Genomic DNA, 26,007 nt, shown 5'->3' on the forward strand with positions numbered 1-26,007 from the left:
GGACGGCGCCAGGAGCGTGCGCCGGCTGCCACGTGTGCGCAGTCCCAAGGAGTACGTCATGGCATCCTCCGCGGCTACCTGTTCTGCCTCGTCCGCCGCCAAGGCGCGACCATCGAAGGCGGCCCGCAAGACCGTCCGCGTCGCCGTTATCGGGCTCGGCTATTGGGGCCCGAATCTGGTGCGCAACTTCCACGAAGTCATCGGGGAAGATCTCCGCGCGGCGTGCGACCGCGACGCGGCCCGGGCCACCGCGATCGGCAACCGCTACCCGAACCTGCGCACGACCTGCGACGCGGACGTGGTCCTGACGGACCCGGAAATCGACGCTGTCGCGCTCGCGACGCCGGTCAATTCGCATTACCCGCTGGCCAAGGCGGCGCTGGAGGCCGGCAAGTCAGTCCTGGTGGAGAAGCCGCTGACCGCGGACGTGGGACAGGCCGAAGAGCTGGTCGACTTGGCGCGGCGCAAGGGCCTCGTGCTGATGGTCGACCACGTGTTCGTCTACAGCCCGCCGGTGCGAAAGATGAAAGCGCTGGTCGAGTCCGGCGAGCTGGGCCGGCTGCTCTACGTGGACAGCGTGCGCATCAACCTGGGGCTGTTCCAGCGGGATGTGAACGTCGTCTGGGACCTCGCCCCCCATGACCTGTCGATCGCCGACTACCTGATCGGCCGTACGCCCAAGAGCGTGGCCGCGTTCGGCAGTGTCCACACGAGCGGCGGCCATGAGGACGTGGCGTACCTGAACCTCGACTTCGGCGGCGGCCTGATCGCGAATTTCCACGTGAACTGGCTGTCGCCGGTGAAGATCCGCTACACGATGCTCGGCGGCAGCCGGAAGGGGCTCGTGTACAACGACCTCGACCCGGTGGAGAAGATCAAGGTCTACGATAGCGGCATCAGCGTCCGCGAGGACGACCTGGAGGATCGGCGCAACCTGCTCATCGACTATCGCACAGGGGACATCTGGTCGCCGCGCCTCGACCAGAGTGAGCCACTGCGGACGATGGCCAGCCATTTCGTCGATTGCGTGCAGAACGGCAAGACGCCGCTGACCGACGGCACCGCGGGACTGCGGGTGGTCCGCATCCTCGATGCCGCCCAGCGCAGCATCAAGGCCCAGGGGGGACGCATCACGCTATGAGCCAGGGAGACTTCGTGCGTGTCGCGCCGGACGTGGAGCTGGGCCGCAACGTCAAGCTCTTCGGCTTCTTGAACCTGTACGGCTGCCGCATCGGCGACGACACGAAGATCGGGACCTTCGTGGAGATTCAGAAGAACGCCGTCGTCGGTCGGCGCTGCAAGATCTCGAGCCACACGTTCATCTGCGAAGGCGTGACGATCGAGGACGAGTGCTTCATCGGCCACGGCGTGCTCTTCACCAACGACAAGTACCCGCGCGCGACGAGCGCGGCCGGCGCCCTGCAGACGGAGGCCGACTGGCAGGTCGTGCCGACGCGCGTTTGTCGCGGCGCGTCCATCGGCTCCGGGGCCGTGATTCTCTGTGGCGTCACGATCGGCGCCGGCGCGCTGGTCGGGGCCGGCGCCGTGGTGACGCACGACGTGCCGCCCGGTGCGGTCGTCGCCGGCGTTCCGGCCCGCGTGCGGGCCCGCGCCATGCTGGTGTGAAGCCGCGTCCGCGGTGCGGCGCGGCGGAAGGCGGACATGCGCGTTCTCTTCATTGGTGGCACGAAACGCGGCTATCTGGCGCTGCAGGCGCTCGCCGACGCCGGTGCGCACATCGTAGGCGTCATCAGCCTGCGACAGGACGACCACGAGACAGAACGCTATGAGGAACCGCTGCGCGCGCTGGCCGAGCGCCTGCAGGCGCCACTGTCCGAAACCCGCCGGATGAACGAGCGCGACTATGCTGCTCTGATCCGCAACGAATGGCGGCCAGATGTGGCCTTCGTGGTCGGCTGCCGCATTCTGCTGCCGGCCGAAGTCTACACCGCCCCGCCCGGCGGGACGTTCGCGGTGCACGACTCGTGCCTGCCCGAATGCCGCGGCTTCGCCCCGCTGAACTGGTCCGTGCTGACCGGCGCCGACCACACCGGTGTAACGCTGTTCCAGGTCACGGAGGAAACGGACGCCGGTGACATTCTCGCGCAGGAGCGCATCCCGATCGGTCCGGATGAAACGGCACCGGAGGTCTATGAGCGCGTCTGTGCCGCGACCGCCGACCTGCTGCGGACGACCTATCCGCAACTGGCGGCCGGCACCCTGCCGCGCCGCGCGCAGGACGCCTCCGCCGCCACATACACCTGTCGGCGGACGCCCGCGGACGGGCTCATCGACTGGCACGCCGACACGACCCGGATCTACAACCAGGTGCGGGCGCTGACGCGACCGTACCCGGGGGCATTTTCGTACTGCGATGGCCGCAGGCTGACGATCTGGCAAGCAACGCCCGTGCAGCCGCCACCGCGCTATGTCGGCCGAATCCCCGGGCGCGTGGTCGGCATCGACAAGCCCGGCGGCACGGTGGACGTGCTGACCGGCGATGGCGTGCTGCGGCTGGGTGAGATTCAGTTCGAGGGCGACAACGCCGTGCCCGCGGCGACCGCGATTCGCTCGGTCCGCGCCACCCTGGGTGTCGGCGTCGATGACCTGCTCCGGCGAATCGCGAAGCTGGAAGAGCGTGTGGCGCGCCTCGCACGCGAGCGTACGCCGCGCCGTACGAACGGGGCCGCGCAGCCATCCGGCGCGGCTGGAGGCCAGGCATGATTCCGCTGACCAAGCCGACCCTGGGGCGCGCGGAAGCCGCCGCCGTGGCCGCCGTGCTGGAAAGCGGCTGGCTGACGCAGGGCCCGCGCGTGGCCGAATTCGAGCGCAGCGTCGCGGCGTACTGCGGCGCCGCGCATGCCGTCGCGTGCAGCAACTGCACGACGGCGCTGCACCTGGCGTTGCAGGCCCTGGACATCGGACCGGGGGACGAGGTCATCGTGCCATCGCTGACGTTCATCGCGACGGCCAACGCAGTGGTCCACTGCGGCGCGCGGCCGGTCTTCGCTGACGTTGATCCACGCACGTACAACCTTGAGCCGGCGGCGGCCGAGGCGGCGATCACGCCCCGCACGAAGGCCATCATGCCTGTGCATCAGCTTGGCCTGCCGGCGGACATCGACGCGTTTCGCGCGATCGCGGACCGGCACGGGCTGACCGTCATCGAGGACGCTGCTTGCGCACTGGGGTCGCGCTATCGTGGCCGGCCCATCGGCGGGCATTCGCCGCTGGTGTGCTTCTCGTTCCATCCCCGCAAGGTCATCAGCACTGGCGAGGGCGGCATGGTGCTGACCTCGGACGAGCGGCTGTGCCAGCGGATGCGCCTGCTGCGGCAACACGGCATGAGCGTCCCGGACACGGCCCGGCACGGCGCGCAGCACCTGGTCATCGAGCGATACGTCTGCGTTGGCCACAACTATCGGCTGTCCGATGTGCAGGCCGCCATCGGCATTGTCCAAATGCAGCGGCTGGATACGCTCGTGCGGCGGAGGCGTGAACTCGGGGCGCGCTACACTGCGTCCATCGCGGGCATGCCCCACTTGTCCGCGCCCTACGTACCGGACTATGCCGAGCCGAATTTTCAGAGCTACGCCGTCCAGCTTGCACCGGAAGCGCCGCTCAGCCGCAACGAACTGCTGCGCCGGTTGCTGGCGCGTGGGATCGCCACCAAGCCGGGCATCATGACGATTCACCGCGAGCCGGCGTATCGTGCTACGGACTGGCCCCCGCTACCGCACTCAGAGTTCGCCAGCGACCGCAGCCTGCTGCTGCCGCTCTACCCGGACATGACGGCCGCGGAGCAGCAGGCGGTGATCGCCGCGCTGCGGGCCGCACTGACCGAAGGAGCGCGGGGGCCGCTGGGATGCGCAGCCGGGGCGTGTGGAGGGGCCGCCCGATGAGCTTCGCCGGCCGGAAAGTGCTCGTCACCGGCGGGGCCGGGTTCATCGGCGCGGAGCTGGTGCACCAGCTCGCGGCGCGGCACGCGCGCGTCGCGGTCGTGGACAATCTCGTCAACGGCCGGCGTGAGAACCTCGCGGGGCTGCCGGATGAACAAGTGCGTTTGCACGTGGCCGACATTCGCGCCACGGACACAATTGCGCAGCTGCTGGTCGGCGTGGACACCGTCTTTCACCTCGCGTGCCTGGGTGTGCGACACTCGATCCATACGCCGCGGGAGAACCACGAGGTCAACGCGCGCGGGACGCTGGAGCTGCTCATGGCAGCGCGGGCCGCCGGAGTCCGCCGCTTCGTGCATGTCTCGACGTCCGAGGTCTACGGCACCGCCCAGCACGTGCCGATGACCGAGGACCACCCGACGACGCCGATGACGGTGTATGGTGCATCGAAGCTCGCGGGCGAGTGCTACGCGCGGGCGTTCCACCGAACCTACGGTTTTCCGTCGGTCATCCTGCGGCCGTTCAACGCGTACGGGCCGCGCTGCCACCACGAAGGCGATAGCGGCGAGGTGATCCCGAAATTCCTGCTGCGTTGCCTCGCCGGCCGGCCAATGATCGCCTTCGGCGACGGCCGGCAGACGCGCGACTTCGCTTTCGTCGCGGACACGGCGCGCGGCATTTTGGCTGCCGCGGACGCGGACCACGCCGTCGGCGAAACGCTCAACCTGGGGGCTGGGCGGGAGATCAGCATCAACGAGCTGGCCGCGGAAGTGGCTGCGACGGCCGGCCGATCCGACGCTGTTCTTGAACACGATGCGCCGCGGCCGGGCGACGTGCTGCGGCTCTTTGCGGACACGACCAAGGCCCGGCGTCTGCTCGGTTTCGAGCCGCAGGTGGACCTGCGCACCGGACTCACTCGCCTGCGCGCCTGGTATGAAAGCCTCGGTCGCACGCCGGCCGAACTGCTGGAAGAAGAGGTTGTCCACAACTGGCGGCCGGCCGAGACCGCAACGTCCGGCTGCGTGTCCGGAAACGAATGAGACCGATGAGGGTTTCCGTGGTCATCCCGGCGTACAACGAAGCGGACACGCTGCCGCTCCTGCGCGGCCGCATGACCGCAGTGATGGACGCACTGCACGCGTATGACTTCGAGCTGGTGCTCGTGGACGATCACTCCGCCGACGCGACGCCGGAGCGCATCGCCGAATGGGCGGCGCTCGACGGCCGAGTGCGTGGCGTGCGCTTCGCGCGGAATTGCGGCTCGCACGCAGCGGCGGCCGCGGGGCTGGCGCGCTGCACGGGCGACTGTGCGGTGCTGATGGCCGCGGACCTGCAGGATCCGCCGGAGCTGCTCGCCGAGCTGCTGGCGCCGTGGCGCGACGGCTACGACGTGGTGTGGGCGGCGCGCGCCGGGCGGCGCGGCATCGGCTGGCGCGAGCGGCTGTGCTCGCGGGCGTACTGGGCGCTCATGCGTTTCATCGCCGCCAGCGACGCACCGGCCGAGGGTGCCGACGTTGTGCTGCTGGACCGCAAGGTCATCGACGCACTCAACGCCATCGGCGAGAAGCACACGTCACTGCTCGCGCTGGTCACGTGGCTGGGCTTCCGGCAGAAACACATCTCGTACGTCAAGGAGGCCCGGGCCGCGGGCGCGAGCGGGTGGACGTTCACCAAGCGCCTGAAGCTCGCCATCGATTCCGTCGTGTCCTTCTCGGCCCTGCCGATTCGACTCACGTGGCTGTGCGGGCTGCTGTTCCTCGCGGCCGATGCGCTCTGGATCACGGCCGTCCTCGGGGGCTGGCTGACAGGCCTCTGGTACGTGTCGGCCGCCATCGCGGCGATCATCAGCCTGCTGCTGCTGGGCTTTGGCGTACTGCTGACATTTCTCGGGGCAGCCGGCGAGTACCTGTGGCGCGCCTATGACGAGGTTCGGGGGCGGCCGCGCTACGTGATCGAGCGGGTGCTTGAACCGGCCGACTCGCGTTTTGTGGCCGAGCGGGCCGCGCGACCTGCCCCGACCCGCGTGCCTGTCCCAGACGAGGTGGAAACCCCGGCATGAAACGCGCGATCCTCAGCATCCTGCTCGCCTGCGTGCTGCTCGGCTTGGCCGTGCAGCAATTCGGTTGGGGGCCGGCGTGGGCTGCGCTGACGCACGTATCGTGGCCCTGGCTGCTCAGCGCCCTGCTGCTGCAGGCGCTGATCATGCTCGTCAAGGCCTGGCGCTGGGCGGAAGCGCTGCGGGCCGCGGCCGGCCGGGCGATGCGTGGCATCGCTACCGCCACGTTCGTGGGATTTGCTGGCAATCTCGTCTTGCCGGCCCGCCTCGGCGAGCTGGCGCGCACTCATCTCGCTGCCTCGACCAACCATCTGTCGCGCTCGGTAGTCCTGAGCACGATCGCGGTCACCCAGTTCTTGGACCTGTTGCTACTTGGATTGCTCTTTTTCCTCATGAGTTTCCTGTTCGCCACCGAGGCGCTCATCCACCCGGGCGTGCTCACGTCGTTCGCGCTCGGCGGCCTGATCGCGCTGGCGGGGTTGGTGGCTGTGCAACACCGCTGGGCCGCGCTGGCCGCGTTGCTGGCGCGCGTCACACGCGTGCTTCCCGGTCCGCTGCGGCGCGCCAGCACGTACTACGCCGGTCAGTTCGCACTCGGACTGCACCTGCTCGCCCAGCGCCGGGCCGGCATGCTCGTTGCCCTCGCCACGGTCACGGCCTGGACGCTGGAGATTGCCAGCTACGCGCTCGCGCTGACCGCGTTCGGCGTGACGGTGACGCCCCTGATGCCGGCGCTGCTGGTGGTCGTACTCAGTCTGGCGTTCATCTTGCCGCTCACGCCCGCAAACATCGGGCCGCACCAGTTCCTGTGCGTGCTGGTCCTGGGGCTGTTCGACGTCAACGCCGGGCCGGCCCTGGCGTTCAGCCTGGGTTTGCAGGCGGCCTGCGCGCTGCTCGTGCTGGCCCTGGGCGGCTATGGCCTGCTGCGCTGCGGGCTTGCGCCCCGCACCCTGTATCGCGCTGTCCGCGCCGTGCAGTCGCCTTCTTCAACAACGGAGGTTGCCGAAGATGATCTCAGTGCCCTTTCTCGACCTGAAGGCCCAATATCGCCAACTGGCGGCCGAGATTCTGCCCGCGCTCCAGCACGTGTGCGAGAACTGCACGTTTGTGCTCGGACCGACGGTTAAGGCCTTCGAGGAGCAGTTTGCGGCGTACTGCGAGGCCAGGCATTGCGTGGCCGTGAACAGCGGCACGAGTGCGCTGCACATCGCGCTGCGCTGCCTGCACATCGGTCCGGGCGACGAGGTCATCACCGTCCCCATGACGTTCGTGGCCACGACCTGGGCGATCAGCTACGTCGGCGCCACGCCGGTGTTCGTCGATATCGACCCCGCCACTCGCACGCTCGACGTCACGCGGCTCGAGGCGGCGATCACGAACCGCACGCGCGCGATCCTGCCCGTGCACCTGTACGGCCAGCCGGCGGACCTGACCGGCATCTTCCGCCTCGCCGAAAAGTACCACCTGCCCGTCGTCGAGGACGCCGCCCAGGCGCACGGCGCCCGGCATCTCGGCCGGCGTGTCGGCGCCCTCGGCCGCATCGGCTGCTTCAGCTTCTACCCGGGCAAGAACCTCGGCGCATACGGCGAAGGCGGCGCCGTTGTGACGAACGATGCCGCTCTGGCCGACGAAGCCCGCGCGCTGCGCGACCACGGCCAGCGGCAGAAGCATCAGCACGAGATGGTCGGCTACAACTACCGCATGAGTGGGTTCCAGGGCGCGGTTCTGGGCATCAAGCTCACGCACCTCGACGCATGGAACGCGGCCCGCCGCGCACACGCGCAACGCTACCTGACGCGGCTCGCCGGCACGCCCAACCTGGGCCTGCCGATCATGGACGAGGAGCGCGAGAGCGTGTTCCACCTCTTCGTGGTCGAAGTCGCCGAGCGCGACCGCGTCGCCGCTGAGCTGAAGAGCAAGGGCATCGACACGGCGCTGCACTACCCGGTGCCGGTGCATTTCCAGCCGGCGTACGCGCACCTGCGGCTCGGTGGGGGCAGCTTCCCTGTCAGTGAACGCGTGGCGCAGCGCTGCCTGAGCCTGCCCATGTACCCCGAGCTCACGGACGAGCAGATTGACTACACGTGCGAACAGTTGCGGGCCGCAGTCACCGGCCGCGCCAGCGCCACCGCCAGCCGCGTGCCCGCCGCACGCTAAGGAGGGCCGGCCACGAAACCGGAATCGCTCATCGGCCTGACGGTCGACGTCGAGTGGGCCCACCCCGCGGTCCTCGCGGACCTCGTGGGCCTGCTGAACGAGCGCGGCCTGCGCGCAACCTTCTTCTGCACGCACGCGGACGTCGCCGTCGCCGGGCATGAGCGCGCGCTGCATCCCAATTTTCGCCGCAACGGCGCTGCGCTGCAGGCCCTGCATCAGCGCCTCGGCGGCGACCAGGCGACGCTGTCGGACGCGGCCGCCTACAAGCACGTCCTGGAGGCAACGCGGGCGTACTGCCCGGAAGCGCGCGGCGTGCGCGCCCACAGCCTGCACTACGACACCGAGCTGGTCGCGCTCTACCGTGCAGGCGGCCTCGAATACGACAGCAGTTACGCGCTGCCGCTGGTCGCCGGGTTGCAGCCTTTCTGGAAAGAGCACGGGCTGCTGGAAATCCCTATTTACTATATGGACCACCTGGACCTGATCACGCCGCGGACCGGTTTCGATGTGGCCCGCTTGGAGCTGGAGCGGCCGGGGCTGAAGGTCTTCGACTTTCACCCGAACATTGTGTTCACGAACGCGCCCAGCGACGAATTCTATCAGGCCACGAAGTCGGCCTATCACGACCCGGAACGCCTGCGCGCCGGACGGCACACTGGCGCCGGTGCGCGCACGCTGTTCCTTGACCTGCTGGACTGGATCGCGACGCGACGCTGCCCGACGGTCACGCTGGGGGAGGTCAACGCGGACTGGAGGAGCCGGTCATGACATCCGCCACCGCCCCCCTGCCGCCCGCCCAGGCTGCCGGCCCTGGCGCGATCATGGTCGCACCGTACACGTCCGCCGACGAGACGGCGTGGGCAGATTTCCTGGCCGGGTCCGGCAACGCCACGCTATTTCATGACCTGCGCTTCCTGGCATATCACTCCCCCGGCCGCTTCGACACGCATCATCTGCTGTTTCGCCGGGGACCGAGCCTCGTTGCGCTCCTGCCCGCCGCGATCATCACTGAACCCGACGGCCGGCGTTTGCTCAAATCCCCCTACGGGGGCTCCGTCGGTGGGTGTGCGCTGCGGCCGCGCGAGCACATCGAGACGATCCAGGCCATCGTGCAGGCCCTGCAGGAGTACGCCGTCGCGTGCGGCCTGGCGGGGGTCGAGCTGCGCATTGGCCCCGGCATCTACGCGCAGCCGCCCAACGAGAACATGAGTTTCGCCCTCGCCGCCGCCGGCTTTGTCCTTGCCCGCCGCTGGCTCAGTCAGGTGATCACGCTGCCTGGCGATGCGGCCGCGGTCGTGGACGGCATTCCCACGCCGGTGCGGCGGCGCTACGTGCGCTATGCCCAGCGTCAGGGCGTCGCGTTCGCGCAGGTTGGCCCGGAGCGCCTGCCCGACTTTGACGCCCTGCTGACGGCGAACCGCGCGAAACACGGCGCCGTACCGACGCACGCGCTGGCCGACCTGCAGCGCATCTTCGAGCTGACACCCGAGCGCGTGGGCTTGTTTCTGTGTGAATACCAGCGCCGGCCGATCGGCGGCGCGTACCTGCTCGAGCTGAATCCGCGCGTGGTCTACTGGTCGTACCTGTGCCACGACGAGCGTTTCGAGCACACCCGCGTCACGACGTTCACAACGGCGCGCGTCATGGAGCACTACGCGGCCCGCGGCTTCAAGTACCTGGATTTCGGCCCGTCCACCTTCGATGACTGGAGCCTCAACCGCGGCCTCGCGAAGTTCAAGGAGGAGCTGGGCGGTGTCGGGTTCTGCCGCGACACGTGGCGCTGGGAGGTTACTTTTCCGGCGCCGCGACCGGATGGGAGGACGAACGCATGACGCCGACGCTACGCGTATCCGCCGCCCCGCCAGCCTGGGCCACGCGCCTCCTCACTTGTCCGCATTGCCACGCGTCGTTGTCGCCGGCAGCCGGTGTTTTCACCTGCGCGCGGTGCGGCGAAGTCGGCCATTGGCGCGACGGCATCGCCTGCTTCGGTGCCTCGTTCGACGATCCATCGGTGGCCTGGTACGAGTCCGTCGGCGGAACGAACTTCCACGAACGAATCCAGATCCCATTCACCATGAGCTCGCTGGAGACACCGGTCTACCACGCGTTCCTGCGCGTCGTGCGGCCGTCGGACCCTGCGACGGTCATTGTAGACCTCGGCGCGGGCGACGGACGCAACACCGAGCCGTGGCTGGCCTGGGGTTACCAGCGCGTGATCGCCGTGGATGCGATTGCCGCATCGCTAGCCCGACTGCGCGACCGGCTGGGCGCGACGCATCCTGAATGGCGCAACCGTCTCCTCCTGGTTCAATCCGATCTGCGGCGCGTCCCGCTGGCCAGCGGCAGCGTCGGGCTGGCGCTGGCGATCGAGGCGCTGTACTACCTGAACGAGGACTACGCCCGCGGCCTCAGCGAATGTCGCCGAATTCTACATTCGTCTGGGCTGCTGCTGACTTCCGAGCGCTCGTGGGAAGGCGCGTTGCTGACGCACCTGCTTTACGGCGGCGTCCCGGCCCTGTGTCGCCTGCGCGACAACCGGGATGTCTGGGACGGCGAGCCCGGCGCGGGCGTGCGCAGCCGCTGCTTCACGGAGGAGGAACTGCTCACCGCCTTGCGCGACGCCGGTTTCACGCCGCTGGAGTGCAAAGGCATGCCGGCCCTGGCGGTCGTGCTGGGCTACCTGCGCGGGCAGAACCGGCTCTCCGCCGATGACGAGGCGTACCTGCCGCAGGTGCGCGCGTGCCTGCAGACCCTGGCCGAACGCGGCACACTGCGCCGCACGCATGTCGTCGTGGCCCGGCCGCAGTCGGAGAATGGCTGATGGAAACGGTCGGCGAATCCGCCGTGCGCCGTGCCTTCACGGCCACCGCCGTGGGCAGGCTGCTGCTGGTCCTGGTCCTGCTTGGTTGCTGGGTGCGCTTCGGCGTCGTGAACCCGAGCCGCAACTACCAACTCGACTTCCGCGCGTTCTACGCAACCGGCAAGGCGCTGCACGCCGCCATCAACCCTTACGACCTCGAGGCGAAAAAGGAGCACATCAACCCGCACTTGCCCGGCCGGCAAAGCCTGATGGGTTACGCCTATCCGCCGCCGACGCTGCCGCTGATGTATGCCATCGCGCTGTTGCCGCTGCCGGCCGCGCAGATCGTGTGGGCGTGGTTCCAGTTCGGCCTCCTCCTGACGGCGACGCTGCTGCTGTTTCGCGGACTGGGCGTACAATTCGGCTCACCCGTGTCCTTGCTCATTGCCGTGCCGTTCTGGCTGAGCAGCCCGGTCTTCAATCTGTTCCGCTGGGGCCAGTTCGACGGCATCCGCGCCGCGCTCGTCGGGCTGGCGGTCTTCCTCCTCCTGCGCCGGCGGATGGCCGCGGGCGGCATGGCCATCGCACTGGCCGCCCTGGCCAAGGTCTACCCTGTGGCCTATCTGTGGGTGTTCGTGTTACGCCGTGAGTGGAAAGCACTCTTCGCCGGCACCGCGGTAATTGTCGTGCTCATGGCGCTCGGCTTGGCCGCCCTTACGCCAGAAGCCCGCGCCCGCTACCTCTTCAACAACCAGGACGAATTCAGCGAGGTGGATTGGGTCATCTCGCCGGAGAACATGAGCGTCATCGGGTTCGTCCACCGCGCCTTGGTCGACAACCCGCACGGGGTGGAGAAATCGCAGGCATGGCTGAACCTGGGGCCGGACTTCGCGCGCTGGGTGATCATCGTCATCGACTTCGTCCTGATCGCGGGCGCGTCGATCTGGGTCGTCGGGCACCGCCGTCGGCTCGGGGCCGCCGACGGCGTGGCCATGCTGGTGCCGGTCGTGCTCCTCTGCGAGTTGAATGCCTGGCCGCATCACTGCATGGCGATGCTGATCCCAATCGCGATGATCGTCGCGCTTGCCGCGCGCCAGGAACGGCTCGCCGGCCTGGACGCCGTGTGGGTCGGCGCGATCGTGTTCCTGTATACGTTCTGCCCGGTGCACGAGTTCGGCATCACGCTCCCCAAGCGCATCGAGCACATCGTCGGCCCGACGACCACTTATGCGATGGTCCTCACGTGGCTTTTCATGCTCGTGCGCTACCCGGTCCTCATGCGGCGTGCCGTGCCGGTGCCGGCTGAGCCCGGCCGCACGACCGCGAGCGGTGCCGTACCGCGCCTGCCGGGCTGGTCGCCGCCGGTCGATGGCGTCCTGGGCCAGCCGACGTGAACCCCGGCGGCCGGCCGCACATTTTGCATGGCGGATGCAGACGTGAACGTAGCGCTGGTCATTGAGAGCCTCGACGGCGGCGGGTCCGAGCGCGTCGTCCAGCGTCTGGCGCTCGGCTTGGCGCAGCGCGGCCAGCGTGTCCACGTGTATTGCCTCCGCGGAGCCGACGTCCCCCTGGAGCCGCTGGCCGCCGCCGGCATCACCGTCCGCGAGGCACACAGTGTAGGTCGCGACCCCCGGCTCGCGGCTCGTCTGGCGTGGTGGCTACGGCGCGACCGGGTCCAACTGGTGCACGCCCATAGCTGTGCCGCGCTGGCGTGGGCCTTCCCCGCAGCCCGCATGCTGGGCCTGCCGCTCGTCCACGTCTGGCACGGCTGGCCGCTGGCACAACCCACACGCTACCACCGTCTGGCCGAGGTGCTGGACCGCTTCGTCAACGGCGTCGGCGTAAATTCGCAGGCCCTCCGTGCGCGCCTGCCCATCCGCCGCATCGCCGACACCGCGACGTACCTTCCCAACGGCATCGACCTCCCCTGCCTCGCGCCGGCCGACGCGCGCCGCCGGCTCGAAGCCGTGTGCCAGCGTCCGCTCGGTCGCCCCCTGGTGCTCAGCGTGGGAAACGTGCGCGTTGAGAAGGACATCTGCGGGCTGCTGGCCGCGTTCGCCGTGCTGCGTCGCGACTGGCCGACGGCCCAGCTCGTCTGCGTCGGTGCGGTCCACGATTACCGCTACTGGCGGCTGGTGCAACGCCAGATGGACACGCTCGGCCTCGGCGACGCCGTCTGTTTTGCCGGTGCGTGCCGCGAGGCGTGGCAAGTCATGGCGGGCGCCGACGTGTTCTGTCTCGGCAGCGCGACCGAGGCGATGCCCAATGTGGCGCTCGAAGCCATGAGTCAGCGCGTGCCGATCGTGGCCACGGCGGTCGGCGATATCGGCCGCCTGCCACCTGACCGCGCTGACGGTCCGTGGCTGCTGCGGCACAACGAAAGCGGACTGCTTGTGCCGCCGGGCCAGCCTGCGGCGCTGGCCGCGGCACTCGACAGCGTGCTGCGCGACCGGGCGGCGGCGCAGCGCCGCGCCGAACTTGCACACGCGGACTACCATCGCCGCTTCACCACCGGGCAGATGGTCGGCAACTACGAATCCTTCTATGCAGCCGCGCGACGACTGCGGCAGCGCACCAGAGGGCCGGCGCGCACGCGGCGCGTGTTGATGCTCGGCCCGGGGCCGGCGCAGGTGGGCGGCATGGTGACATCCATCAACCTGCTCATGGATGGTCCGCTGAGCGCGCGATACGACCTGCACCGCTTCGCGACCACGTGCGACACCGGTGCGACCAACACGATGCCCCGTGGCTGCCGGCTCGCATGGTCCGCTTGGCGGCACTGGAACGCTCTGGCCCGACTGATCACGGTCCTTGTCCGCCGGCGCATCGACCTCGTGCACATCCATACGTGCAGTCACGTGACGTTCTACCGCAATCTGCTGGACATCGCGGCGGCAAAGCTGCTCGGATGTCGCGTCGTCCTGCACATTCGCGGCGGGCAATTCGAGCGGTTCTGCCGCATGGCGGGACCGACCGGCGGCTGGCTCATTCGGCGCGGCCTGCAAGCGGCGGACGCCATCCTGGTTCTCTCCGCGCACTGGCGCGAGATGCTCGCACCCTACACGGGCACGACACGGGTGTACGTTGTCCCCAGTGCTGTGCGGATCGCCGCGCTGCCGGCGCGTCGCGCCGCGCAGAATGGCCCCTGTCGATTTCTTTATCTGGCCGCCCTGACGCACGCTAAGGGCCTCGGTGACCTCATCACCGCGGCGGCGCACCTGCGGCGCGCCGGCGTGCAGTTCAAGCTCGTCGTCGCCGGCCCCGCGACCGGTGACGCGCTCTCCGTGTGGCGGGAACGCGTCGCCTCCGCCGGGCTCGCCGACGTGACCCTGTTCACCGGCACGGTTCAGGGCCCACAGAAAACCCAATTGTTGGCCACGGCGGATTGCTTCGTGCATCCCAGTCACAGCGAAGGTTTGCCAAACGCCATCCTCGAAGCTGCGGCGGCCGGCTTGCCCGTCATCGCGACCGCGGTCGGCAGCGTGCCCGAAGTGCTGGAAGGCGACCACGAGCGGCGCGGATTGCTCGTGCCGCCGCAGTCGCCCGATCGCCTGGCCGCGGCCATGCAAACGCTGGCCGGTGACGCCAACTTGCGTGCCCGTCTCGCTGCGGCGCTGCACGCGCACGTCGCGGGGCACTACGGCCTGCCGGAGGTCTCGTCGCGCGTTGCGCGGGTCTATGAGGGTTTGCTGTCCCATCGCCGGCGCCGTGCGCAGTCTGCAACGCCCATCGCCAGTAGCGCGCGGCAGACGTGCGCGACGGCCGGCGTGCAACCGGCCGGACAGCAGTTCCTCCGGGAGGTGTGCGCGCCATGACGCTGCCCACCTGGCTGGTGCAACGCGTGATCTTTCCGCTGCACGAGCGGTTGCGCGGCCGGCCCACGCTGCGCGAGTTCGCCACGTTGCGGCACCTGGCCGCGCAGCCACCCGCCGTCGTGCAGCAGGACGCGCGCGAACGCCTGCGCGCGCTGCTCCTGTTCGCCGGGGCCCATCTCCCGCATTTCACCGGGCTCTTCCTGCGTGGCGGCGTGAACGCCTACGCCGACGACGTGGAGGCGGAGCTGCGCAAGCTGCCCGTGCTGACCAAGGCGGACGTGCGGGCCCGCGCTGCACTCATGACCTGGCGCGACGTGCCGGGGGGCGCGCTGCCCCACGCGAGCGGCGGCACGACCGGCGACACGCTGCAGTTCGTGATTGATCGTACGCGCCAGGCGCAGGATCTCGGCGCGCGGTTGTTCATGCAGAGCCTGTTCGGCGTCCTGCCCGGCGAGCCGCGCCTCCACCTCTGGGGCTCACCGATCGAGGCGCGCGGCGCCGCCGTCAAGCGTTGGCGCGACCGCCTGCTGAACGAGCGTCTGCTGAGCGCGTTCGAGCTGTCCCCTGCGCAGCTGGACGCGCACCTGAAAAGCATGTGTGACTTTCGGCCACGGGTGGTCTACGGCTATCCGACTGCGCTGGCCCTGCTGGCGCGGCACGCCGCGCGCCGCATGCGGGGCGAGCACTTCCCGTGGCTGCGGCTGATTGTCGTGACCGGCGAGGAGGTCAGCGCGGCGCAGGTGGCGCAGATTCAGCAGACCTTCGGCTGCCCGGTCGCCGCCGAATACGGCAGCCGCGAGGTCGGCTTGATCGCCCACGAATGCCCGCAGGGTCGGCTGCACGTCGTCTGGCCTCACGTGCACGTGGACATCGCGGTGGGAAACGAAGTCGTCGCACCCGGCACCGCCGGCGACGTCATCTGCACGACACTGAACACCCGGGCGCAACCCTTCCTGCGCTACCGCGTCGGCGACGTTGGGCGGCGCCTGCCGGAACCCTGTCCGTGCGGGCTCCCCTTTCCGGTGATGCGGCTGGAGGGCGGGAAGATCACGGGATTCATCGCACTGCCCGCCGGTCGTCTTTGTCACGGCGCGGTCACCTCTCACGTCTTGCGACAAGAGGCCGGCATCCGCGCCTTCAAGACATATCAACGCTCGCTGACGACGTTTGAAGTGCTGTTGGAAGTCGATGATCGCTTCGACAGCGCCGCGGTGGAACGTGTGCGCGCGCGCTACCGGGCCCTCTTCGGCCCGCGCGTCGAAGTGGATTGCCGCATCGTGGATCGAATCCCACCCGACCCGTCCGGCAAACGCCGGTACGTCGTATCGGACGTGGCCCCGACCTACACGGACTTCGAACTCGTGGCTCCGCCGGAGCACGCCGCCGCGGGCGACGGCGCGTGTTGACCAGCCGGGCCGCAATTCGGATTTGGACTAATCCTCCGGCAGCGATCAGGCGATTCAACTGGTATGGGTTGCGTGGTCTCGACGCCGACACCTGCCGGGGGGACCCGCCGTCCCGCCGAAGCGCATGCGTCCCATAAACTCTTGCCCGAGGATTCCTGCCGGTCGCCGTCCCACACCGAGCGAGGCCCTACCATCCCGGTCGGGCCTGTGCTGCGCTGCGGGCGCTGCTATGACGTCATCAGGAACGTGGGCCACGAGCGCAGCACACGCTGCGGGCACTGCCACGCCACCCTGCGTGTGCCCACCCATTTGCTCCTTACCTGCGAGCACTGCCGGCGCAGCCATCGCATCCTGGCGCGCGACCTGGTCACGGCGCGGCAATGCCCCGCGTGTGACCAAGCGCTGACCCCCGCCGACGTGCTGCTTACGCCGCGCCGGCGCCACCACCACGTCGCCAAACGACACCACGCCGCGCCGGACAATTTTTCCGACGCGGCGTGGGCAGTGTTGATCGTGGGCCTGACCATCGTGACCGTCATGGCCCTGCTCGTTCTGCTCTGAACGCGCTTAGCGGCGCGGCCGGCGCAGGAGCCAGAGCCCTGCGGCGCAAGCCAGCGTGCACATCGCCGGCTCGGGAACGACGACCGGCGCCACCTCAAACCACTGCTCGGGCGCCGGAGGTATGCTGCCCTCCCAGTTGAACGTCACCGTCCCGCTGAGAATGAAGCCGCCGGCGAGCGGCAGGTCGGTCCCGATGAGCATGTAATCGGTTTCCGGTGCCGACGCCAGGTCGCCGACGTTGTACATCAGGAACCCGGGGAGCGTGATCTTCAGGTTGCTGACCACGACCGAGCGGCCAGTCCCGTCCGCACAGGCGGTCACGAGCAGGCCGTTGGTGGCCGGATCGATCGTGACCGGCGTCTGAATCGTGTAAAGATCGTCGATGCTCAAGCCTGCGATGCCACCGGCGTTGTACACGACCTTGAAGCCGTGCGCAATGCCGTCGTTCCACAGGGTGAACGGCAACTGTGTCACGCCCGGGGGATTCGCGCGGGTCAGCCGGAGCAGTTCCGTATCGCCGCGAGCCACGAATTCCAGCCCGCCGAGCAGGTACGCCTGCACCTCCGCAAAGGTGTTGAAGTGCTGGGTCGTGATCAGGTCAGCCATCGACGGCGCCGCCAGCGCCGCGCACAAAGCCAGTGCCAATACGTGTCGCATGAGACCCTCCTGGAGGTCACTCGGTTTCCGGCTGCTCGTACGGGTCGACCGACGTGTCGTACACCGCGAAGCAGAACTCCGTGTTCAGCGGGTTGAGCCAGACATCGCGGAACTCAACCAGCACGCCGTACCCGACTTCCGGGTCGTAGTACGTGACGATTTCCTGCTGGACGATCGCGCCGGGCGTGATCAGCACGACGAGGTCGTTCGGGTCGAAATTCTCGGGGAACTGGTAGCCGACCAGCGCGATCGCGTAGACGCCGTTCGTTTCCGCGACCTTCCGCGCGTTGTAGCCGTAGCCGTTGATCGGCACGCCGTCATGGCCGACGCAGCCGAGGGCGACCGCGTACAGATCCTTGCCATCCTCACCGTCTGCGCCAGCCGGGCCGGTGGCGCCGGTGGGACCCGTAGCGCCGGTGGCGCCCGTCGCGCCGGTTGCGCCCGTTGCACCGGTAGCTCCGGTTGCGCCGGTTGCGCCCGTCGCACCGGTAGCTCCAGTTGGGCCGGTTGCGCCAGTCGCACCCGTGGCGCCGGTAGCGCCCGTGGCACCCGTCGCACCCGTGGCTCCGATGCGTCCGGACTGGATGTCGTCCTGGATCTGCTCGTAGAGGCCGGCACGCATCTCCTGAGGATCGACGGCCACGTTTTGGCCCTGGGCTTCGTCGATCAGCTCGCCGATGATCACCGCGATGGGGATGGTGAGCAGGTCACGACCCCAGTCCTGCAGTCCCAGGGCGCCAGCGCCGGCCGACAGCGCTCCTGGACATCCGCCCATCGTGAGCGCCACCAAGAGCGCTCCGCATACGCTCGCTACACCAATTACCCTGGACATAACTCTCTCCCTTGCACAACTCGCGCCTCTCCCTGAAGGCAATCTCTCTCCAGGAAATCCTATGGCCCGCACCTTTGGGCCCGCTCACGGAGTCGGGCGCGGACGCGGTGAGGATGGCGTTTGCCGCCGGCCGCGGGGGTATTATTGGTCACTCGGACGGTCGACCGGGGCTAATCGCATCATTTCGCGCTGCTGTCCCATAACTCCAGATGTGCCCGCCACGAGGGGCACGCCCTGTCGCTACATCGGGCGCTAGCGCGCACTGAGGACTGGAGTTTTGGGGTCCGATGTGTGGAGTGCGGTTGGCCCCAGGCAGACCGCCCCGGTGGTTGGGAGTTCCGTCACCAAATGCGAGATGAACGCGACGCGCTCCTGCCAGCCCTCGGCCCGCACCAGATCCTGCCGTGCCTGGGGGTGACCATCCTGGGCCATGGCCAACGCACGCTCGCACGCCGCCAGAAACTCGGGCAGCGTCTCGGCGAGTTGGACAAAGGGCGCATAGCGGCGCACGGCGTCGAGCGGCGCAGAGACTACCGGCAGTCCAGCGGCCAGGTATTCGCGCAACTTGATCGGGTTCACCGCCCGCGTCAGCCGGTTCATGCGGAACGGTATCAGCCCGACGTCAAACCCTCGACAATACGCCGGCAGCAACCCGTACGGGCGCCCGCCGAGCAGGTGAATGTTGGGAATATCGGCCAGCGGCGCCACGTTGCAGCGCACGTCCCCCAGGAGCACAAACGACCACTCGGGCCGGGCGCGGGCCGCGTCCGCCAGCAGGGGCATGTCCATGTAGTCGCCCACCACGCCCATGAACGCCAGCACGGGCCGCGGGACGCGGCGCAGATCCTCCGGCACCGCCGCGACCGGCAGCGTCAGCGCCCCGGCGAAATGCTCGAAATCCACGCCGTGCGGCACATGGTGTACGCGCGGGTGCCGCGGACGGTGGCGCTCGAACAGCTTGGCCGACGTCGTGATGACCACGTCGCTGGCGGCGATCGTCCGGCGTTCGAGGTGTTCGACCAGTTCCGTGTCGTAGCCGGAGAAGGCGGCGAAGTCGTCCACGCAGTAGTACACCACCCGCTCGACCGGCACGCGGCCGATCAGTTCGGGGATATCCGGCGCGAACAGCCAGAGTTGGGTCGGTCGCTGCGGCAGACGGCGCAGGGTCCCCAGCACCTGGCGCGAGAGCAATTGGCTGTTCACGAAGCGGGCGACTCGTGAGGCCGGCAAGGGCACTAGCAGCGGTGAGAGCACGTCCATGCTGGCGGCCACGCGCCGGGGGCCGCTCCAGATTTGCCGAAGGCGGCGCACCACCAGGTGTGAGTCGCCGCGCGTGAGCTGCGGGCGGCGCGACGCGTGGTAGTTCACCCACACGACGTGGTTGTGCTGTGACAGCCGCCACATGACGTGGTGCTTGCTGGTCGGGTGGTCGAACCAGTTGCTCGCGATGCAGATGATATTGCGATCACGAATCACAGGCCCGACACCCCGTCTCCCATCCCAACGGCCAGGCTGACCGAACACGCGCGCGACAGGGCCGCGCAAGGCAGCGTGCGGGCCGGCTCTTCCACCTCACCGCACAGACAACGCTCGATGCGCTGCATCTGGTCTGCCACGTCGTAATGCTCTTCCGCGAGCGCCCGGCCGCGCGCCGCAAGCGCCCGGGCCTGGGCTTCATCGCGCAGCAGCCGCACGACGGCGTCGGCGAATTCCGCGGCCGATCCGGCCACCAGGAACGGCGGCGGATCGTCGTGGTCGATGCCGGCGGCGGCCTGCGGCGTGACGACTGCCGGGCGTGCCGCCGCCAGTGCCTCAATCAACTTGGTCTGCACACCGATCTGCTCGCGCACCGGGCAAACAAAGACTCGCATGCTGCGCAGGTGGGGTCGCACGTCCTCGACAAAACCGGTGACCCGTACGCCCGGCTGCCGCGCCCAGCGGCGCACACGCCGCACCGGGCGGCTGCCCACGATCAGCCAGCGCGCCCGTGGGACCGCGCGTTTCACCAGCGGCCAGACCGCCTGCCCGAACCACTGCACGGCGCGGACGTTCGGCGGGTACGACATGGAGCCCAGGAAGCCCACGATCGGCTCGTGGGGCACCATGAGACCCTCGCGGCCCGCCGCCGTGACGGCGTATCGCGACAGGTCGACACCGGTGCGCACCACCGTGGTTCGGGCGCGGCACTCGGCCGGCAGCTTCGCGCGCTCGCACTCGTTCACCAGCAAGCTGACGTCATGGGTGCGGACCCAGGCGGCTTCCGCCCGCGGCAGGCGCTGCGCCTCCAGCCGGTAGAGCCAGCTCAGCGGCGGCGTGCCGTGCTCGGCATAGCTCGCCCACTTGCAACTCTCGACGTCGTTCATGTCCAGCACGCGGCGCGTGGCCTGCACCCGCTCCGCGTAGAGCGACATGACCGGCGAGAAAGTCAGAACGGCATCGAATCCCACGCTCGCGCCCCAGCGCTGCACGATGTCGGCAAGGCGCTGATCGAAGAAGTAGCCCTCCGTCAGGCTCCGCCCGGCCAGCAGGCTCCAGCCCCCGCGCAGCAGTGACTTGAATCCGGAGCGCACCACCACCGCGACGGCGCGACAGCGGCGGCGGGCCTGCGCCAAATGACGGGGCCAGGGCGCCGTGCGGTCCACGCACGCCAGCCACACATCGTGCCGCTGCGCCAGGTACTCCAGCTCGCCCCAGGCGCGAATGGAGTCGCCGCGCACCGGCGGATACGGAAAACGATGCGTAAGCATGAGGATCTTCACGGTACGCTCGTCATCCTGGAATCGACCTGGACAGCCACGCACCCAGCGCGCGCGTCACCACCAGCGGCAACTGCTGCCACGCGCGGCGCGCCAGCGCAAAACGCGGGTTGGAGGGCCGCAAGTCCGGTGCCTGCCGCCCCGGGGGCACGTAGCGCTGATAGCCCAGCGGCCGCGGCTCAAAACCCTGGTTCTTCTTGAAGCCCACCGCGCCGCTGTTGCCGGCCCGGCTCCGCCCGTAGTCAAAGGTCCGCAGGCCCGCCGCAACCGCCCGCTCCATGACGGACCAGTACAGCAGGTTCGCGGCGCCGTCGCAGCGCACGCGATCGTCGGCCCCGAGCACATAAGGCATGATCGTTTCGCCGAAAACCAGGCTGAGCGTACCGGCCAGCGGCCGCGCGCCGCCGTGAGCGACCGACACCCAGGCCCGTTCACCAAACCGGGCCACCAGCTCCTCAAAGAAGCGGTATGGATAGTTGATCGAACCGATACGCCGCATGCTGCGGCTGTAGAGTTCCCACATCGTGCGCAATTGGTCATTGTCGTGACGGACAACCACGCCATCCCGGTCCCGCGCGTGCCGCGCCGCGGCGCGGGCGCGCTTGGGCAGGAACGCAGCCACGTCTTCCGGTCGCTCCGGCAGCGTCCGCGTAAACCCGAGATAGCCCTCGAGCGGCGTGAACTCCGGGACGACGGCCTCCGCCGAACGCAGCTCCAGCACACGCGCTTGGCGCTCGTCGGCCACGCGCACCGCCTCCGCGGCCAGTTCCTGCGCCGCCGCCGGATCATCGGCCAGGAGGCCGCCGTACGTACCGTACGGCACGCTGACGTGCAGCCGCCCCGCGAGGAAGCTGTCAACCTCCATCAGCGGCAGGATGCCGACCGTCTCGGTGCCGCGCGTGGCGCGCAGGTGCAGCGGCCGGTGGCCGAACACCGCGGCGACGCTGGCACACCACTCGGGAGTATGAAAGACGCTGGCCCCATGCGCCGATCGCACATAACTCGCCCAGGCGCTCAGGCCCGCAGCGTCGTCAAGCGGGCGCACCAGCACGTAGCTGGTCCGCGACGTCGGGCGCGGCGCAGCGGCGTTAGTGGTAATAGTAGGAAGAGTAGTAATGCTCATAATAGCCTGCGCCGCGCTCGCGATAGCGTGACAGTATCGAGCCTAGAATCTTGATGTTGTTGGCCTGGAGCGTCCGCACCGCCTGCTGCACTGTCGGCTCCGGCGTGCGGCGCATCTGTATCACCACGATCACGCCGTCCGACTGCGGCGCCAGCAGGCACACGTCCGAGACCGTCGTGATCGGCGGCGTGTCCAGAAACGTGTAGTCGAACCCGTTACGGAACTCCTCGAGTGCGGCGGCGACGGCATTTCCGCCGAGCAGCTCAGCGTAGCCGTTCTCTCCAGTCCGGCCCGCGGTCAACACCTTGAGATTGGGGAACGGCGTCGGCTGCAGGGCTTGTGCCAAGCCGATTTCGCCGCGCAGGACCTCGGCCAGCCCCGGCTGCTCCGGGATGCCGAGCATGCGTGCAATCGACGCGCGCCGGAAGTCAGCATCCGCCAGCAGAATGCGGTGCTCGCCGCCCTCGGCCATCACCAGGCTCAGGTTCAGCGCCGTGACGCTCTTGCCTTCCTCGGGGATGGCGCTCGTGATGCCGATTACCTGGGCCGCCCGGCTGGTGTTGATGGTCAGCAGGCGCGCCCGCACCGAGCGGTACTGTTCGCAGACGGCCGAGTACCGGTCATGAAAGGCAACGACGACCGGGTCGACGCGCTGGGGATTCCAGGCACCGGGAGGCTGTCTGGGCGCGCGCTTCGGCGGCGCGGTGCTCCCCGAGCGCCGCGCACCAGACTTGTCCCGGCGCGGCGCCGGCGCGGGGACCGGTTTCGGTTGCGGCGGCGACGGCACGGGCGATGGGTGCGAAACCGGCGGCGACGTCAGCGGCGCGGCCGGTGGTTCCGGCGCTGGCGGCACGAGCGATTCAGGTTCGGTTGGCGCCTCGGCCGGCTCAAGCGGCGGCGGTTGAGTCTCAACGGGCGTGAATTCCGGTTCGGGCGACACACATTCGGTCACCGGCAGGTCGGCCACCGGCGTGGGCAGAGTCTCCAGCCCGGATTCGAGCGCCTCGTCCTCGACAAACGCGGAGGCGCGCGACTCTGCCTGCCCGCTGGGCAAGCCCTCGGGGGCGGGCGCGGCCGGCGCTTCCGCCGCGAGCACCGGTTCGGACTCCGCCGGCGCACCGTCGGCCAGGATCTCGGCGACAAATGCCTCGGAGACCGGCGCCGGCGACTCCGGCGGCGTGACGACTGACTCCGGGGAGGTCAGCTCGCCGGCCGGAAGTGGTTCCGACGGCATCCCTTCCTCCTGGATCTTGCGCATTACGTCCGCCATCGATCCCACGGCACTACCTCATCCCGTCGAGTGCTGGTCGGAGCGGTACAGGGCCGCAACGCCCAGCGCGTTCAGCACATGATCCACACGCTGCATCGTCCGCTGGTGCAGGTCGGGACGGGCCAGGCTGGCGTATGCCAGGCCGGCCGTCGTGACCAGCGCCAACACGAGCGCGGCCAGCGTCGGGGCCCAGACGAGCCGCCCAATCAGCGTTCGGCGGCGCTCGCGCGGCGTGGGAATCACGCCAACACATTCGAGCACCGGGATTCCCAGCGTCCTGGTGACCTGTCCCATGGAGCGGAACGAGCGGTCGAAGAGTTCGGCCAGCGCCACGGCCAGCGCCGCCGCCGCTAGACCCAGCCCCGAGCAGACCAGGAAGATCGACGCGACGCGCGGCTTGGTGGGCAGGGTCACGTTCTTCGGTTCTTCGATCAGGCTGAACTGCGTGCCGCGCTCGCCGCTCTCTGCCGTCATGATGCGGTCCAGGCTCGCCAAGTGCGACTGCCACAGGCCAAGCTCGACCGCCCGGTCACTGCGGCGTTCCCGCAACTGGCGGAGCTCGTCGCCGTTCTCCACGAGCTGCCCGTAGAGCGTGGTGAAGCGCGCGACGCGCGCGTCAACTTCCTCCCACTGCCGTTTGGTCGCGTCGAGCTGGCGGCGCAGCGAATCCAGCTCCAGGCTGATGCGCAGTTGCTGGGCCTGCCACTCGCGCGGCACCGCGGTGACAGCCGGCGGCGTCTGCGCGACTGTTACGCTGTCCGGCGTCGGGGTCGCATCCACGAGCGTCCGGCGCAGGTCCTCCAGCGCCTCGAGTTGACCGAGCAGCCGCTTTACATCGGGATGCTCCATCGTCATCCGCCGCCCGGTGACCAGCTCCACCACCTGTGCCTTGACGCTCTCGATCCCCTTGCGCAGCACGGCGTCCGCCGGGTCGACGCCCGCGGGCACGACCAGCGCGGGGGCGGAGGACGTGGGGTCCGGCGGCAGCACGTAGTATTCCGGCGCCTCGACCAGGAACTGCTCGCGCGCGGCGATCTGCGCCTCCAGGTCCGCCTTGCGCTGCTGCACGTTGTTGCGTTCGGCGCGCAGGGCCTCCAGACGGCTGCCGACGGCCACGAGGTTCGTTGGGTCCAGGCCGGGGAACTCCTCGAAGTCGCGCTGCAGCGCCTGCTCCGTCTCGACAATCTCGCGCTGGATGCGCTCGACTTCCGACTTGAAGAAATCACGCGTGCTGGTCAGGATTTGGCGGATGCGCTCGCGCGTGTCCGTGATGTAATTGTCACGGATCGCGACGACAAACTGGCGCGCCATGCCGGGGTCATTCGCCACGCAGACGAGCTGGATCGTGTCCAGGCTGGCCGAACTCTGCAGGAGACCCACCGACGGCCGCAATCCGTGTTTGCCCAGCACGCCGTCGAGCGCGCGCCGCTCCGTCTCGGACAGCGCCCCCGTGCCCGCGTCGGTCTCGGGTGGCAGCAGTCCGGCGGTCACGGCCGCCTTGAGCAACGCCCGCGACCCGATCATGTCCATCGTCAGGGTCGTTTTCATGTGGCTGAAGCTGTAGGGCGAATTGCTCTGGATGAGGTTCTGGAGGACCGCATCGTCGCGCCGCTCGAACAGCGTGGTCGCGGTGTACTCGCGCGGCAGGAACTGGCTGTACCAGAAGGCGGCCGAGCCGACGACCGACAGCCCGATCAGGGCCAGCCGCCAGCGGTGCCGGATGATGCGCAGACACCCGCTGAGAGTGTTGCGCAGGTCCTCGAACGCCTGGCCTTGCTGATTCGTCATGCGCGCCGTCGTCAATAACGTGGCCACTGCGTGCGGCGTCGGTCGCCATCGTCGCCCGACCCGAACTCGTCCTCGTACGCGTGCGTCGCCGTCATCGGACCGGCCGGCAGCGTGTACGCACTCATCAACGGCCCCACGGGGTACAGCACTTCGCGAATCCGGTGCCCGACCCACGCCATCGGCGTCGGCGGCACTTCGATCACGTCGCCTTCCTGAAGCAGGATGTCGTTCGTCAGGTCGCCGCGCTTCGTGATGTCATCGAGGTTCACCGTGATCGTGCGGGCCTCGCCGTCCTTGGCCGACGGGCGGGTCAGCTTGATCTGCGAACGCCAGGCCAGGAACGTCGGCTGCGCTTCGGCCAGCGCCTTCAGCAGCGTGTCGCGCCCCGTGTACAGGCGCGGCCCGGGACTGCCCACTTCGCCGAAGATGTAGAAGTACTTGCTGCGGTAGCCGACCACCTCGACCATCACATCCGGCTCGACGTAGTAGCGGCTCAGCAGCGACTTCAGTTTCGCCGCGATCTCCCCGGTCGTCAGGCCGGCCACATCCACCTCGCCCAGCAGTCGCAGCACGATCTTGCCGTCCGGCCGAAGCGTCTGCGAAGCACCATCCAGCTCGGGGACGTCCGCGGAGTGGATCGCGACCGTGTCCGGCGGGCGCACCACGTACGAGCCCGAGGACACTTCGACTTCGTGCGATCGCAGGAAATTGCTGCGCTGTCCGTGCGTCGAGGCGCAACCGGTCGTCCAAAGCGCAGCGCTCAGAGTCAGCCAACTCGCGTACCGCAGGCGTCGCGCGGCAGTCCGCGGGATTCGGCGGCAAGACGCAACCATCGAATGGTCCCTTAGCTTCCTGTAGCCACGTTGGCTCACACCAGTTTCCGGCCG

23 protein-coding genes are annotated in these 26,007 nt (G+C 68.9%); 15 read left to right on the plus strand and 8 right to left on the minus strand.

Features of this window, described 5'->3' with window-relative positions; translation table 11 throughout:
• Positions 1 to 58: 58 nt before the first annotated feature.
• From KA383_04140 to KA383_04210, 15 genes are all read left to right on the plus strand, one after another.
• Entirely contained in the window at positions 59 to 1,141 is a 1,083-nt protein-coding gene (locus KA383_04140; GenBank protein MBP7745297.1) for a Gfo/Idh/MocA family oxidoreductase, read from the plus strand.
• On the plus strand, positions 1,138 to 1,626 hold the full coding sequence (locus tag KA383_04145) for an N-acetyltransferase (GenBank protein MBP7745298.1): 489 nt from the start codon (positions 1,138 to 1,140) through the stop codon (positions 1,624 to 1,626). The genes KA383_04140 and KA383_04145 overlap by 4 nt, the downstream gene beginning before the upstream one ends.
• 36 nt (positions 1,627 to 1,662) lie before the next feature.
• Positions 1,663 to 2,724 carry a methionyl-tRNA formyltransferase gene (locus KA383_04150; protein ID MBP7745299.1) on the plus strand — a complete coding sequence of 354 codons (1,062 nt, stop codon included), beginning with the start codon at positions 1,663 to 1,665 and terminating at the stop codon, positions 2,722 to 2,724.
• Positions 2,721 to 3,902 carry a DegT/DnrJ/EryC1/StrS family aminotransferase gene (locus KA383_04155; protein MBP7745300.1) on the plus strand — a complete coding sequence of 394 codons (1,182 nt, stop codon included), beginning with the start codon at positions 2,721 to 2,723 and terminating at the stop codon, positions 3,900 to 3,902. The genes KA383_04150 and KA383_04155 overlap by 4 nt, the downstream gene beginning before the upstream one ends.
• On the plus strand, positions 3,899 to 4,939 hold the full coding sequence (locus KA383_04160) for a GDP-mannose 4,6-dehydratase (GenBank protein MBP7745301.1): 1,041 nt from the start codon (positions 3,899 to 3,901) through the stop codon (positions 4,937 to 4,939). Before KA383_04155 ends, KA383_04160 begins: the two co-directional genes overlap by 4 nt.
• A 5-nt stretch (positions 4,940 to 4,944) precedes the next feature.
• Positions 4,945 to 5,958, plus strand: a complete 1,014-nt coding sequence (locus tag KA383_04165; GenBank protein ID MBP7745302.1) for a glycosyltransferase family 2 protein — start codon at positions 4,945 to 4,947, stop codon at positions 5,956 to 5,958.
• Positions 5,955 to 7,082: a flippase-like domain-containing protein gene (locus KA383_04170; GenBank protein MBP7745303.1), complete on the plus strand. Its 1,128-nt coding sequence runs from the start codon at positions 5,955 to 5,957 to the stop codon at positions 7,080 to 7,082. Before KA383_04165 ends, KA383_04170 begins: the two co-directional genes overlap by 4 nt.
• Positions 6,964 to 8,112: a DegT/DnrJ/EryC1/StrS family aminotransferase gene (locus KA383_04175; GenBank protein ID MBP7745304.1), complete on the plus strand. Its 1,149-nt coding sequence runs from the start codon at positions 6,964 to 6,966 to the stop codon at positions 8,110 to 8,112. Before KA383_04170 ends, KA383_04175 begins: the two co-directional genes overlap by 119 nt.
• A gap of 84 nt (positions 8,113 to 8,196) precedes the next feature.
• Complete coding sequence (locus KA383_04180) at positions 8,197 to 8,880, plus strand: hypothetical protein (protein ID MBP7745305.1); 684 nt, start codon at positions 8,197 to 8,199, stop codon at positions 8,878 to 8,880.
• Positions 8,877 to 9,944, plus strand: coding sequence for a GNAT family N-acetyltransferase (locus KA383_04185; protein ID MBP7745306.1), 1,068 nt, complete (start codon positions 8,877 to 8,879; stop codon positions 9,942 to 9,944). Before KA383_04180 ends, KA383_04185 begins: the two co-directional genes overlap by 4 nt.
• A complete protein-coding gene (locus tag KA383_04190) occupies positions 9,941 to 10,933 on the plus strand; it encodes a class I SAM-dependent methyltransferase (GenBank protein MBP7745307.1) in 993 nt (330 codons plus the stop codon). Before KA383_04185 ends, KA383_04190 begins: the two co-directional genes overlap by 4 nt.
• A complete protein-coding gene (locus tag KA383_04195) occupies positions 10,933 to 12,306 on the plus strand; it encodes a DUF2029 domain-containing protein (protein MBP7745308.1) in 1,374 nt (457 codons plus the stop codon). Before KA383_04190 ends, KA383_04195 begins: the two co-directional genes overlap by 1 nt.
• 42 nt (positions 12,307 to 12,348) lie before the next feature.
• A complete protein-coding gene (locus KA383_04200) occupies positions 12,349 to 14,727 on the plus strand; it encodes a glycosyltransferase family 4 protein (protein ID MBP7745309.1) in 2,379 nt (792 codons plus the stop codon).
• Entirely contained in the window at positions 14,724 to 16,133 is a 1,410-nt protein-coding gene (locus tag KA383_04205; GenBank protein MBP7745310.1) for a phenylacetate--CoA ligase family protein, read from the plus strand. The genes KA383_04200 and KA383_04205 overlap by 4 nt, the downstream gene beginning before the upstream one ends.
• Positions 16,134 to 16,340: 207 nt before the next feature.
• Positions 16,341 to 16,694: a hypothetical protein gene (locus KA383_04210; protein ID MBP7745311.1), complete on the plus strand. Its 354-nt coding sequence runs from the start codon at positions 16,341 to 16,343 to the stop codon at positions 16,692 to 16,694.
• Positions 16,695 to 16,700: 6 nt separating this feature from the next.
• Here KA383_04210 and KA383_04215 read toward each other — a convergent pair whose 3' ends face one another.
• From KA383_04215 to KA383_04250, 8 genes are all read right to left on the minus strand, one after another.
• Positions 16,701 to 17,351, minus strand: a complete 651-nt coding sequence (locus KA383_04215) for a hypothetical protein (GenBank protein ID MBP7745312.1) — start codon at positions 17,349 to 17,351, stop codon at positions 16,701 to 16,703.
• 16 nt (positions 17,352 to 17,367) lie between these two features.
• Entirely contained in the window at positions 17,368 to 18,138 is a 771-nt protein-coding gene (locus KA383_04220) for a hypothetical protein (GenBank protein MBP7745313.1), read from the minus strand.
• Between the two features lie 297 nt (positions 18,139 to 18,435).
• Positions 18,436 to 19,659, minus strand: coding sequence for a glycosyltransferase family 1 protein (locus KA383_04225; GenBank protein MBP7745314.1), 1,224 nt, complete (start codon positions 19,657 to 19,659; stop codon positions 18,436 to 18,438).
• The gene (locus KA383_04230) at positions 19,656 to 20,942 is read right to left on the minus strand and encodes a TIGR03087 family PEP-CTERM/XrtA system glycosyltransferase (protein MBP7745315.1); all 1,287 of its coding nucleotides are present in this window, start codon (positions 20,940 to 20,942) and stop codon (positions 19,656 to 19,658) included. Before KA383_04230 ends, KA383_04225 begins: the two co-directional genes overlap by 4 nt.
• Before the next feature lie 10 nt (positions 20,943 to 20,952).
• The gene (locus tag KA383_04235; protein MBP7745316.1) at positions 20,953 to 22,062 is read right to left on the minus strand and encodes a FemAB family PEP-CTERM system-associated protein; all 1,110 of its coding nucleotides are present in this window, start codon (positions 22,060 to 22,062) and stop codon (positions 20,953 to 20,955) included.
• Complete coding sequence (locus tag KA383_04240; protein ID MBP7745317.1) at positions 22,028 to 23,296, minus strand: CpsD/CapB family tyrosine-protein kinase; 1,269 nt, start codon at positions 23,294 to 23,296, stop codon at positions 22,028 to 22,030. The genes KA383_04235 and KA383_04240 overlap by 35 nt, the downstream gene beginning before the upstream one ends.
• 54 nt (positions 23,297 to 23,350) lie before the next feature.
• Complete coding sequence (locus KA383_04245; GenBank protein MBP7745318.1) at positions 23,351 to 25,120, minus strand: hypothetical protein; 1,770 nt, start codon at positions 25,118 to 25,120, stop codon at positions 23,351 to 23,353.
• An 11-nt stretch (positions 25,121 to 25,131) separates the two neighbouring features.
• Complete coding sequence (locus KA383_04250) at positions 25,132 to 25,803, minus strand: polysaccharide export protein (protein MBP7745319.1); 672 nt, start codon at positions 25,801 to 25,803, stop codon at positions 25,132 to 25,134.
• Between the last annotated feature and the right edge of the window lie 204 nt (positions 25,804 to 26,007).

The organism is Phycisphaerae bacterium (assembly GCA_017999985.1).
GTDB lineage: Bacteria > Planctomycetota > Phycisphaerae > UBA1845 > Fen-1342 > JAGNKU01.